The sequence below is a fragment of the Bacillus sp. FAU20 genome (genome assembly GCF_056033865.1).
Genome location: NZ_JBVYHY010000011.1, coordinates 469309 through 481086, shown reverse-complemented (window position 1 = coordinate 481086; position 11778 = coordinate 469309). Strand labels below are relative to the sequence as shown.

Annotated in this window: 11 protein-coding genes and 3 pseudogenes; 2 read left to right on the top strand and 12 right to left on the bottom strand. The window is 32.9% G+C overall.

The window, feature by feature from the left end:
- From AC0OM3_RS10820 to AC0OM3_RS10770, 11 genes and pseudogenes are all read right to left on the bottom strand, one after another.
- Positions 1–609 (bottom strand): hypothetical protein, encoded by a 609-nt coding sequence (locus tag AC0OM3_RS10820; protein WP_474211747.1) that lies wholly within the window; start codon positions 607–609, stop codon positions 1–3.
- Between the two features lie 112 nt (positions 610–721).
- Positions 722–1123 (bottom strand): GNAT family N-acetyltransferase, encoded by a 402-nt coding sequence (locus AC0OM3_RS10815; RefSeq protein WP_001025789.1) that lies wholly within the window; start codon positions 1121–1123, stop codon positions 722–724.
- A gap of 56 nt (positions 1124–1179) precedes the next feature.
- Positions 1180–2118, bottom strand: a complete 939-nt coding sequence (locus AC0OM3_RS10810; RefSeq protein WP_474211745.1) for a DMT family transporter — start codon at positions 2116–2118, stop codon at positions 1180–1182.
- A 390-nt stretch (positions 2119–2508) separates the two neighbouring features.
- A pseudogene (locus tag AC0OM3_RS10805) lies at positions 2509–2655 on the bottom strand (DinB family protein); the annotation flags it as partial.
- Positions 2652–3152, bottom strand: a complete 501-nt coding sequence (locus AC0OM3_RS10800; protein WP_000620319.1) for a GNAT family N-acetyltransferase — start codon at positions 3150–3152, stop codon at positions 2652–2654. The gene AC0OM3_RS10800 and the pseudogene AC0OM3_RS10805, both read right to left, overlap by 4 nt.
- Positions 3153–3172: 20 nt before the next feature.
- Complete coding sequence (locus tag AC0OM3_RS10795) at positions 3173–3730, bottom strand: GNAT family N-acetyltransferase (protein ID WP_001102506.1); 558 nt, start codon at positions 3728–3730, stop codon at positions 3173–3175.
- Positions 3731–3745: 15 nt separating this feature from the next.
- A complete protein-coding gene (locus AC0OM3_RS10790; RefSeq protein WP_000802426.1) occupies positions 3746–4447 on the bottom strand; it encodes a nucleotidyltransferase domain-containing protein in 702 nt (233 codons plus the stop codon).
- A gap of 16 nt (positions 4448–4463) precedes the next feature.
- Positions 4464–5148, bottom strand: a pseudogene (locus AC0OM3_RS10785) (DNA alkylation repair protein).
- Between the two features lie 449 nt (positions 5149–5597).
- On the bottom strand, positions 5598–5987 hold the full coding sequence (locus AC0OM3_RS10780; protein WP_000800670.1) for a VOC family protein: 390 nt from the start codon (positions 5985–5987) through the stop codon (positions 5598–5600).
- A gap of 188 nt (positions 5988–6175) precedes the next feature.
- Positions 6176–6289: pseudogene (locus AC0OM3_RS10775) on the bottom strand (hypothetical protein); the annotation flags it as partial.
- Between the two features lie 618 nt (positions 6290–6907).
- Positions 6908–7168 carry a hypothetical protein gene (locus tag AC0OM3_RS10770; protein ID WP_001106981.1) on the bottom strand — a complete coding sequence of 87 codons (261 nt, stop codon included), beginning with the start codon at positions 7166–7168 and terminating at the stop codon, positions 6908–6910.
- Positions 7169–7385: 217 nt separating this feature from the next.
- Between AC0OM3_RS10770 and AC0OM3_RS10765 the strand changes: the two genes are divergently transcribed.
- Both AC0OM3_RS10765 and AC0OM3_RS10760 read left to right on the top strand, forming a co-directional pair.
- Entirely contained in the window at positions 7386–8213 is an 828-nt protein-coding gene (locus AC0OM3_RS10765) for a peptidoglycan-N-acetylglucosamine deacetylase (RefSeq protein WP_000551445.1), read from the top strand.
- Between the two features lie 394 nt (positions 8214–8607).
- Complete coding sequence (locus AC0OM3_RS10760; protein WP_000346948.1) at positions 8608–9279, top strand: TerC family protein; 672 nt, start codon at positions 8608–8610, stop codon at positions 9277–9279.
- A gap of 59 nt (positions 9280–9338) precedes the next feature.
- Here AC0OM3_RS10760 and ltaS read toward each other — a convergent pair whose 3' ends face one another.
- On the bottom strand, positions 9339–11312 hold the full coding sequence (ltaS, locus tag AC0OM3_RS10755; RefSeq protein ID WP_474211740.1) for a lipoteichoic acid synthase: 1974 nt from the start codon (positions 11310–11312) through the stop codon (positions 9339–9341).
- Between the last annotated feature and the right edge of the window lie 466 nt (positions 11313–11778).

Here is an 11778-nt window from a genome sequence, read left to right as displayed (position 1 = left end):
TTAGGATCCTGCTGGCGCTTTTGCGTTTCCAATTCCACTTGAACCAGAGTTTACTTTCGGTGTTTGCGTAGTAGATGATTTTGGCGTATTTGTATCTGGTGTTACTTTATTGGATGGATTTGGCTGCTGTTTATTTAAATCCACTTTATTGGAAGAATTATTGTTACCGTTAGAACCACCAGAATAACCACCGCTACTACCGCCACCTGTTCTACGCTCATCTTTTTCACGATATGGAATAACATTATTTGCATATGGTTTCTTCATTAAATTTGGTTTTGCTGTATAATTCATATTTGAAGTTCTACTCGCTAATAAATATCCTGCTACAAATGGAAGTATCGGTAAATGAGAGTTTTCATGATAAGATGAAAATGACGGATTATTTTCCTTGCATAACTCATCTGTCACTATATTTTCATTGGTTGGGGCTTTATCATCACAATTTAATGTTTCTTGTTCATTTCTTTGTTTTGCACCATCTGTTTTAACAGCTGTACTTTCTTGCTGAGCAGTTTCTTCTTCATAATCACCACAACCTGTTAATAAAAAAGATGACATCCCTATTGAAGTAGCTATTTTTATAAACTTACTTTTCTCCATTCTCACGTGTTATACACCTATCTTCTTTTATCTATATTTTTCCAGATACCTATATTATATAATGAAATTATTATTTTTTTCAAACTATATTCAATATGTACAATTATATATTTTCATGCTATTTTTCCATGTAACAATGAAATCTTTCTATCCCTGGATATTTTTCTCCTAAACTTTTAACTTGAAAACCAATTCTTTTATAAAATTCTACCGCCCCATCGTCTGTCTCCGCTTCTATATAAGTCAATTGGTATACTCTTACAATCTCTTTAATCATTTGCAGTGCAATTCCTTTTTGACGATAATCTGGAGCCACTGCTATATGACATATTCTTGCTTTAGTTTCTCCGATTATTTCAATACCTAGACAAGCTTTTTCTTCATATTTGTACAAAGTCCCTTTATTACTTTGATAAAATATTACTGCCTTCTTTAAGCTTATTTCATTTGGACCGACAGCATATTGTAGCACATTTAATATTGAATCTTTTTCAATTTGTTCAACGCGCTGTATATTCATACTTTCATCCCTTTCTATGAAAAAAGACTAGCTCTTAATAAAAAGAGCTAATCTCATTACGCCGTTATTTTTTCTTCTTTTTTTACAACGACAGCCACATAACTATGAAGTATCATTCCAATAATAACGAGACTCATACCAATCCAAGATAATGATGACGGAATTGGTGCAGATAACCAGATCAGCTCTCCTACTAGCGCAAATAAAACTTCACCAGACTGCGTCGCTTCCACTGTTGCTAATTTTTGCGGATCATCTTTTACAAGATCTGTCGCAAAGAAAAATAATACTGTCGCGATTAACCCAGAGCTAACTGCTACAATAAAACATTGAAAAACTTGGCTACTTGACGGTAATCCGCCAGTTGATACTTCGTAACCAGATAATAAAAACCAAAATGGTAAACTTGCTAATGTCATACCGAGTACTCGCTGAAATACATCTAATTCCCCTTTACAAACTTGCATCATTTTTCTATTTCCAAGAGGATACGCAAATGCTGCAATAACTACAGGAACTACACAGAAAATGGTTTCACGAATACCTAATGAAGAAGCATGTTCTACTTGCATGAGAACAACACCGAATAAAATAATGCCCGACATAACTAATTCCTTCATCGGAAGTTTTTTATGTAGTGGATCCACCGCAAAAAATGGTGTTAACAAAATCCCTGCAACGATTGTAATTTGCCATGTTGATGCAACGAGCCAACCTGGTCCGAACGCTCCAGCAAAACTAAGCGGTGCATAAAAGAGACCAAATCCAACGATACTCCAAACTAACCATTCTTTCGGATTGTTTTTCATATATTGAAAGAGTTGCTTTAAGTTCCCTCTATACATAACAATAAGTAATAGCATTGGAACCATAAAATAATACCGTAATGATGCACTCCAAATCCAGCTTCCACCTTCTAAGTCCATTGCCCTGTTTAAAACAAAAGTAAAGGCAAAGAAAAATGATGCCAGTATCCCTATAACAATTGCTTTCATTGTAAAACCCCTTGTATTTAATTTTTAATCTCTATGACATATATTTTAGTATACGCGATGAAAAATCTACATACAAACTTACATTTCATTTTGGGATAATGAAGGAATTGTGGTAGATTTACATGGGAATAAAGTGCATTGGTATGAAATCGAGGTCATTACATACCAAAATTTTCAAGGGGCAAAATCTACTTTAATCTCGACCCACTATACTCACCATGAAAATATACGCATCCGCTATAAAAGATGGCTACCAACTATTGCACATTCAATTTACTGGTTTTCTATTGAGAAACCAGTAAATTGAATGATAGCTTGGGAAGAAAAGCGAACGAATAAAAACAAACGCCTCCTTTAATTATTATTTAGAGGCGTTCGTTCATTCAAAAATTAAAGAATATGTAGTTTATATTCTCTGTATAATTTCCTCAATCGACTTATATGAGCTTGATGATACCGATTATGATCTGCTATATGCCATATTCCCCATCTTATTGTCGCAGTTTCCCCTTTTTCATACAAAACTTTCTCTCTTAAAAGAACAACACCATATGTTCATCATCACTATACACACCATTCATTTTTATAGCCCTTTTTTCAATTCCGTACGTTTTAAATCCCATTGATTCATATAATCGTTTTGCTGGTTCGTTCGTTGACACAACCCCTAAATTGAATTGCTCTAGCTTCATCTCTTTTGCCCTTTCAATTGCTTTACGTATTAAATCACGTGCAAGACCACTTCTTCGATTTTCAGTATCTACATACATCGCAACGATATGTCCTTTATGCTTATATGCGTCCTTTTCTTCTGTTAATAAAGTAACAACCCCAACTAAACGATTTTCATTATTAAAAGCACCAAATGTAAAACTACTGTTGGATGAAAGATTACTAGCAACACGTTCAAGAGGTTTTTCTTGACGTACTGCTTCTTCATAAGTCGTTACAAATGCTTCTGGATTTACTTGTAATGCTTGTAAACGTAACTCCCAATATTGTTTTGCATCCGCTTTTGTAAGTAATCGAATCATTTTATCTTCCCCTTTTTAATTTACATAATATTTTTATAGGCTACTTTTTTTGATTCATACTCTTCTTTTAATATACTGTAACGATTGCGATGAATGAACTTCCCCTGTCTCAATCGATCATTTCTCATTAACCCTTCGCATACAAATCCGGCATTTTCATAACTCTTTTTAGCTTGTGTATTATCTTCATCTACACGTAACCAAATTTTCTCCAATTCAAACTGGGAAAAACCTATTTGTAACATGCTGTTTAGAGCTGCCATTCCAAATCCTTTACCCCAATAGTCTTTATTTCCAATCGCAATTCCTAGTTCTGCATTTTTATTTGTTTTATCAAAATTTTTAAGGTCTACCCATCCAATATGTATACCTGTCTCAGTAACGATTGCCCTTTGTTCATAACCATTTTTTCGGCTTATACAAGCTTCAATCCAGTTTCTCGTATCTCCACGAGTGAACGGAGGATATTGATCTGGTACAACTAAATGCTTTGTTACATTTCTATCTAATGACCATTGATAGCGATCTTCTACATCATCTAGTGTCAATTCTCTTAATTGAACATATGGTACATTCATTGTTCTCTCCCCTTTTTATTTACCAATAGAAAATCCTTCGAACACTCTTCCACCATACTGCTCTAACGTCTTTTCTATAAAATGAATTAATTCATTTTTCTCTCCCGTTTTATAAAAATAATCAAAAGCCGCTACAAATTTGTTTGCATATTGCTCATCATATCTTCTTAGCACTCTAATAAACCATTTTGAACTCCCAAGCCACATACCATTTACTCTTAATACATATTCATGTACTAAATCCGCTAATAAATTAGCTATAAACAATTCTTCTTCTCTTTTCGTTGCACCAATAAAGTCATCTAAAGTATCCGTAATAAAATATCGCTTCTGCTTAATCGTTTCTTCGGTCCATTTAGCTGGTCCTTTATGTAGTAAATCATTCGCTTCTTTTTTTAATTTCTCAACAATTTCCTGTTCCCCTTTTAATGCAATCCCTTCTGAAACTAATTGTGGTAACGACGGTCTCCCTCGATCACAATCCATTTTGAAAAAAGTTTTATATGTTTCAAAATTATGAACAAACACCTCAACAGGCCATCCATTACTATAGAAAGATTCTCTATAACAAGAAGTTAAACTGTGGTCAACTATTACAATATCAAGGTCAGATGTTTTCGTCGCTTCTCCTCGTGCAACGCTTCCGCCGAGTAAAGCTACATCACAATTCGGAAATTGTGATGTAATTATGTTTTGTGCTGCTTCGATTGGTTTCATAACCGCTCCTCTTTTCTTATTCCACTTTCTTTTTTTTAGCTCTTTCTCTCGCTTTTTTTATATAGCTTTCTGCATCTGGTGTTTTACATGATGTTGCACCGTGATCAACCTCTACTTTTCCAATTTCACTTGCAATTCCAATCGCTTGTCGCTCTAAGTCTTCATTACGAATTCCTATTGCGATTAAAGCACTATTCATCGCTTCTTTTTTTCTATTTTTTTCATTATGTATATTTTCTTTAATCTCTTCTAAGTACGGAGAAAAGAAATCATCATGTAACGTTTTATTTTTAATCGCTATATTTGCTAATAAAGACCAGCCAGCTCTTCCAATCCATTCATCATTAGACTTTGTCCACTCTTCCATTCTTTCTATTGCAATTGGCGAAGTACATATAGATGTCATAAGAACATCCATTAAACAGTAATAATCAACATCCTGAACCCAACTATTAAGCTGCTCTATCGTTATTTTCTTCGGGTCTAAAATATAAGTTGCTAATGTCATCGCGTCCATATTTTTCGTTTCCCACAATTCAACTGCTAAATCGTGATCTTTTTTTTATCATCTTTTTTAACAATTTTAAATTTGCAAAACTAACTCCAAATAACGGCTCTTTCGCTCCGTGGTTTTTATACGTTTTTCGATTTTGTTCTGTTCCATATCCTTCTAGTTGCTGCATTACTTCCTCAAGTAACATATACCCACCTCTTTATCTTTTATGTTGACTCTATATATGTATGTACGATATATTCTACATTACTTTTTGGTTTACCTATATTTATTTTTAAAATACGGTATGTGAAATTTCTAAACATTGCACAACTACACTATCAAAAAACTGTATATTTAACATGTACAGTTTTTTGATGGTAACAATTTTCCGTAGAATAAGATATAAACTACGAAAGAATTTTTAATGAGAGGTGTATTTCCAACATGTTTAGAAAACTCTTTAAAATGGTTTACTATCATACTTTTATACCTCCTTCATAAATTATGTGTATTACATTTGTTCTTAGCCAAAATCTTTCTACATTTTAATAACTCTCTCAATAAGATTTTCTTATATAGAAATCCCTACAAACGCTGTAGGGATTTTTGTATAAATCATTTTGTTACACTCTTTTTCATATGATAATAGTTTCTTTATTCAGATGCATTCATAAGCACAATTCTCCAACCATCTGGATCCTCTATTGTGGTTCCTTTCTCTATCCAATACGGGTTTTCTGGTTCCACCTCATGATAGCCCATATTACTTAATCGATTTACTATCTTTTCAATTTCATCTTTATTAGGCATATAAAAAACTAGTAAATTATCTTTTGTCGGTGCTGGACATGGACTTCCATTAACATGTGTAGTAAACTCCAAATGATACTCTTCATCTGGTAATCCAAACATAACCCCGTCATATCCTTCGTGATTGTGAAATTCTCCTATACGTTTTAGTCCTAATCCTGTTTCATAAAAACTTATCACTTCTTCAAATTTATCTGTTGGTCTTGCAATTCTAAATTGAACCCAATTCTTCATGCAAATCTCCTCCTTTTCATTTTCCAAAGCTTTATAGTAATTAGTATAGGTTACATATATTTCCTTTAACATCCCTCATTAGTGTGAGCTTCCTAAGTTGAAAGACCTATTAGTTAATAAACAATAGGTCTTTCGTATAAAATTCATATAAAACTAGTTATATAAATGTAGAGATGAAATATAAGCTATTACGTATGAAATAATTCTCCTTGCAGAGCCTTTATATACCGATCAGCAAATCTTTGTACAGCTTCATTCGCATCTTCCACCACACCATGAAATGCATTATATAGTCGGCTAAATACAAATATTCGAATCAATAATTAGAACGAAAATGAAGTGATACGAAAGTATGATTAGCCTTCTTTCGGTTTTAAGACTTTAGTCTCATTCCTATAAATTTTTTATTTCCTACTTCCAAGGTAATAGTTTTTAATTTTATTAAAACTTTCTAATATATTTAACACTTTAATCGTTAAAAGAAAGCACAAATCTTCATAAAATAAACGAATCAATTAATTTTTTGTCACAACTTTAACACAACCATACCTACTATTACACATCAGGAGGGTATTAGGTTTAAATTAAGGAGAGAGATAATTATGCTGTATGAAGTATTTGATACGGAAGGCAGTAACAATATAAAGTTTGTTGATAAAACTAACAGGTGAATTTAATATGATAATTGAAGAGTTTGTAAAGAAAGATTAATATTGATTTCAAGCTTCATTTTAGGGGAAATAAACATTACAAACTATATGAATTAATAAGTAGCATTAAAGCAAAATTTATATCCACGAAATATTTAAATTCATATACAATTTTATACAACCACTTTTTATAAAACAAGAAAAGTGGTTGTATGTGTTAGAAAGTATTCTTTTTTACAAAATCACGCTACATATTTCATTAAACTACAACTACTCGTTTTCTTTTTTCTTCTTTTGTTCCTCAGAAGGTTCTTCTGTTGGATCTGGTTCTTGTTCATCCTTTTTGTTTAATTCATTATTTTTTTCTTTAGCAGGATCTTGTTTGTCATTTTTTTCCTCCTGTCTTTGTTCAGAAGGTTCCTCCGTTGGATCTGGCTCCTTTTCGTCTTTTGGAGCTGGATTACAACCAATTAATAATCCTACTGTAAATATGCTTGTCATAAATATTGAAAACATTTTTTTATAATTCAATTAAAACACCTCCTAAAATTAATATCCCTTATATTGTTTCCAATTAATAATTCAATTTATCCAATTATTTGTGACATTTCTTTAAAAATGACATTCCTTTAAAATCTTGCATACATTTGGCTAAACTTTTTTACACTTGTAAAAAAGTTTCTTTGCATTTCCCTACCTATAATTGCTAATATAGTAGAGTAGAACTTTTATAGAGAGAAGGAAAATTATGCACAATGGAATTCGAATGACAACTTTAGTAAAAAGGGCTATGTTAGTGTGTGCGGGGGTATTATTCACATACGAAGCGGCTTTTGGATCAGTACATACCGCTCTAGCTAGTACAGAGGATGAAGCAAAATCTGTTCAACTTGTAAGTGAGATTCAAACATCTCTTGCTCCGAAAGAAGCGCCAAAACATTATAACGGGCAAGTTAGAAAAGTCGCTTATTTAACATTTGATGACGGTCCTGGAAAATACACAGCTGAGCTTTTAGATATGTTAAAGAAAGAAAATGCAAAAGCAACATTCTTCCTAATTGGTTCAAACGTAAAAGCTTTCCCTGATCTTGTAAAACGCGAAGATGCTGAAGGCCACTACGTTGGGATGCACAGTATGACTCATAACTACAAGAAACTCTACACTGAAGGTCATTACGTAGATGAAATGAAGGAAGACCAAGGCTTAATCGCTGGTGTTTTAGGTAAATCACCAGTATTAACTCGTCCATCTTACGGCTCTATGCCAGGATTAAACGAAGCTCTTCGCAACAAAGTTGTAGAAAATGGCTTAAAAGTTTGGGATTGGACAATTGATTCTTTAGACTGGAAATATAACAAAATGCAAGTTGATGCTGCATCTGCTAAAATTGTAGAAAACGTGTTACACGGTGCTACAAATCCAACAGAAGTTATCCTTATGCATGATATTCATCCACAATCAGTAAAAGCAGTTCCTGGAATTATTAAAGGACTGAAAGAAAAAGGATATGAATTAGAAGCATATAATGAGAACGAACACTTCCCATTAAACTTCTGGCATGATAATCGTATGTAATGAAAAGACTTGATTTCCTCTAGTAGGTTATCAAGTCTTTTTTATCGTTTTTAGAATTTCCTTATAGAGAAAACCTATACACGCTTGCACCATATCAATATTATACGTCCCTTCCCTTTTATCAAATAAATTTAACTTTGAAATATCACATGCTATCTTTAACCTAGTTTAAATAAGTCGATATTATATGATCGTATTTATAGTACAAACTGAAGAAGCTTGGAATCAATTTAAGAAAGAAACGCGATAAGTAAAAAACTACAAAAGCGACTTATTCAAAATAAAAACATACATATCAGAATACAGACAAAAAAAGGATTGAATATACAATTTCAATCCTTTTTTTATATTATCAACACTTTAGCACATATTACTCTTAAGGAGTGATATGTATATGGATTTTCTTTCACCTGAATATTTGTCTGCCCTACTGGCCATCATTGTAATCGATTTAGTGTTAGCCGGAGATAACGCCATCGTAATTGGATTAGCAGCAAGAAGATTACCGAAAGATCAACAAAAGAAAGTTATTATATGGGGTACAGTCGGGGCAATCGCTATTAGAGCCCTCGCTACCTTAGTTGTCGTTTGGTTATTAAAAATACCTGGTTTACTTTTAATTGGTGGTGTACTCCTTATATGGATTGCTTACAAATTAATCGCTGAAGGCAAAGATCATGATATTAAAGCAGAAGAAGGATTTTGGTCTGCCATTAAAACTATTATTATTGCTGATGCGTTAATGGGCATTGATAATGTACTCGCTGTTGCAGGAGCTGCCCATGGTAACTTTTCTTTAGTAATCATTGGGCTATTAGTTTCTATTCCTGTAGTTGTATGGGGCAGTACATTGATTTTAAAATGGGTAGATCGTTTTCCTGTCATCATTACGATTGGAGCAGCCGTTTTAGCTTATACTGCCGCGAAAATGATTGTAGATGAGAAATGGTTCGCTGGATTTTTCGAAAGTAACCCTTTCGTTAAATGGGCATTTATCATTATTATCATCGTCGGTGTAGTTTTCTTCGGAAAGGCAAAACAAAAAGCAAAAGCTGGTTCTGTCTAATAATGATGGTATATTTACAAATAAAAGGCACTATTCATATGAATAGCGCCTTTTATTATTTATTTAGCTTCCCCTTCCGGAGTCGTTTTTACTTTCGTTTTGTTTTTATCACGGTTGTTATAGTTATACTTCGAACGGTCTACTGGAGTAAATCCTTCCGGTGTGTAGAATCGTAATAAGTCACCATTTACGACTTGGTCAGAGTATTTTAGTGAGTTTTGAACCATTTGTTCATTTTTCTTTATTTCATCTGTAAATTCTACTGGTTTTCCAGTAGTTGTATCATAATATTTGCCGTTTAGTGCCGTAACTGTTGGGCTTACGTAATTACCGTTACGGAACGCAACGACTTGTTTATGATCTGGTGATAATAAATCAGAACCAAATTGAACATAATTCTTTGTATCTGTACCTAGTAAGTGTAATAGTGTTGGAAGAACGTCAATTTCACCACCGTATTGATGTTGTACGCCACCTTTCACTCCTGGTACACGAACGATTAAAGGTACACGTTGTAACTGTGCATTTTCAAATGAGTTCATTTCTTTACCCATTACTTTTGACATTGCTGCGTTATGGTTATCTGAAATACCGTAATGGTCTCCGTACATAACGATAATTGAGTTATCATATAAACCAGATTGTTTCAAGTAATCGATGAAGCCTTTTACAGATTCGTCTAAATAGCGTGCTGTTTGGAAGTACGTATCTACTGATGAATCACCTGTTGTTGCTGGTTCAATCGTTGCTTCTGCCTTATCGATTGGATAAGGGAAATGGTTTGATAACGTAATAAATTTTGTATAGAACGGTTGTTTCAACGTTTGTAATAACGGAATAGATTCATTAAAGAATGGTTTATCTTTTAATCCGTAGTTTACTACGTCTTTTTCATTCATATCATAGTATGACGCATCAAAGAATTTATTAAAACCAAATGATTTATAAATATCGTCACGGTTCCAGAATGTTTTGTAGTTACCGTGGAATACTGCTGATGTGTATCCTTGTTGTCCTAAAATAGCTGGTGCTGATTGATACGTATTATGAGATTTCGTTGTAAAGACAGAACCTTGCGGTAAACCAAACATTGAATTCTCTAACATAAACTCCGCATCAGATGTTTTCCCTTGTCCTGTTTGATGGAAGAAGTTATCAAAGTATAGTGTATTCGCATCTTTTGTAAATGAGTTTAAGAACGGTGTAACTTCTTGACCATTTAATTTGTAATCAATTAAGAAGTTTTGGAATGACTCTAAATGAATGTAAATTACGTTCATTCCCTTTCCTTTACCGAAATACTCAGGATTTGGACTTGCATAAGTTGATGTTAAATAATTTCGTACTTCTGTCATATTATCGCCATCAGCTAATGCTCGTTCTGTCGATGCTTTCGCACTTTGAATTCCATCATAAATTGTGTAGTTGTATGCACCTAAATATTTCACAATATAATTACGGTCAAACGTTCTAGTTAATAATTCAGGACGGTCAGACTCTGCAAGACCTAAGTTAACACTGAATAATAAAATACCTGCTACAAATACTAATGATAATTTATGCTTCGCAACACGAATTGGTTTCGGATTTGCAAATTTCGTTGCTACTAATCCAATTAAAATAATTGTATCTAAGAAGTATAGCGGATCATAAAGATGTAGCAACGCAACAATACTACCACCTAAATCTCCAAAGTTATTCGTTTGTGTTAATGTCGGGAACGTAATAAAGTCACTGAAAAAGCGATAATATACTATGTTTGCGTATAAAAGAATCGACAATAACAAGTTGATAACAATTAACCAAATATAAGATCGTTTCCCTTTTGCAAATAATGCAAGTCCTAAAAATAGAACTGCTGAACTAAGCGGGTTAAAAAACAGCAAGAATTTTTGAATTGTGTTTGAAATTCCTAAATTAAATTCCGTTACATAAGCTGCATATGTTTTGAGCCAAAATAAAATAACGGCAAACAGAAAGAATCCAAAATGATTGCTTAACACATTTTTGCTCTTTAATAAGAACTGTTTCATTTCTCCACCTCTTTTAATCATCCAAGGCTTATTTTTTATAAGTCTGTCTCTCTATTCAAATTTTCTTCTTCAAATAGATTATCTTTATTTAACTATATGAAGAATATTAGTAATTATAATTTGAAGCTAGTATTTATTCAACTATTTCTTTCTAGACATTTTGACCTTGGTTTCTATTTAACAAAATAAATTTGTAACATTTCCTGTTTTCTCCCAAGATTCATCCACTAATTATGACACCCCATACTATATACCTTTATAAACTCATTCGCAAACTATTCTATCTCCAAATTTGGTACATATTTCACATGACAAAATAATGCGATTTGATTATATTACTCCACTTACATTTCCTTTCTTCAACTAACTCTTTAAATCTTAAACTCATTACATCCCTTCCATACATAAAAAATTCTCATGTTCATTGATATTATATTTGAATAATTATTCATTTGATCTCCCAGCG

Bases quoted from the DNA above. Each gene is read 5' to 3' on its own strand.
- ltaS (WP_474211740.1), bottom strand. From the start codon at position 11,312: ATGAAACAGTTCTTATTAAAGAGCAAAAATGTGTTAAGCAATCATTTT.
- AC0OM3_RS10765 (WP_000551445.1), top strand. From the start codon at position 7,386: ATGCACAATGGAATTCGAATGACAACTTTAGTAAAAAGGGCTATGTTA.
- AC0OM3_RS10795 (WP_001102506.1), bottom strand. From the start codon at position 3,730: ATGAATGTACCATATGTTCAATTAAGAGAATTGACACTAGATGATGTA.
- AC0OM3_RS10800 (WP_000620319.1), bottom strand. From the start codon at position 3,152: ATGATTCGATTACTTACAAAAGCGGATGCAAAACAATATTGGGAGTTA.
- AC0OM3_RS10780 (WP_000800670.1), bottom strand. From the start codon at position 5,987: ATGAAGAATTGGGTTCAATTTAGAATTGCAAGACCAACAGATAAATTT.
- AC0OM3_RS10810 (WP_474211745.1), bottom strand. From the start codon at position 2,118: ATGAAAGCAATTGTTATAGGGATACTGGCATCATTTTTCTTTGCCTTT.
- AC0OM3_RS10790 (WP_000802426.1), bottom strand. From the start codon at position 4,447: ATGAAACCAATCGAAGCAGCACAAAACATAATTACATCACAATTTCCG.
- AC0OM3_RS10760 (WP_000346948.1), top strand. From the start codon at position 8,608: ATGGATTTTCTTTCACCTGAATATTTGTCTGCCCTACTGGCCATCATT.
- AC0OM3_RS10815 (WP_001025789.1), bottom strand. From the start codon at position 1,123: ATGAATATACAGCGCGTTGAACAAATTGAAAAAGATTCAATATTAAAT.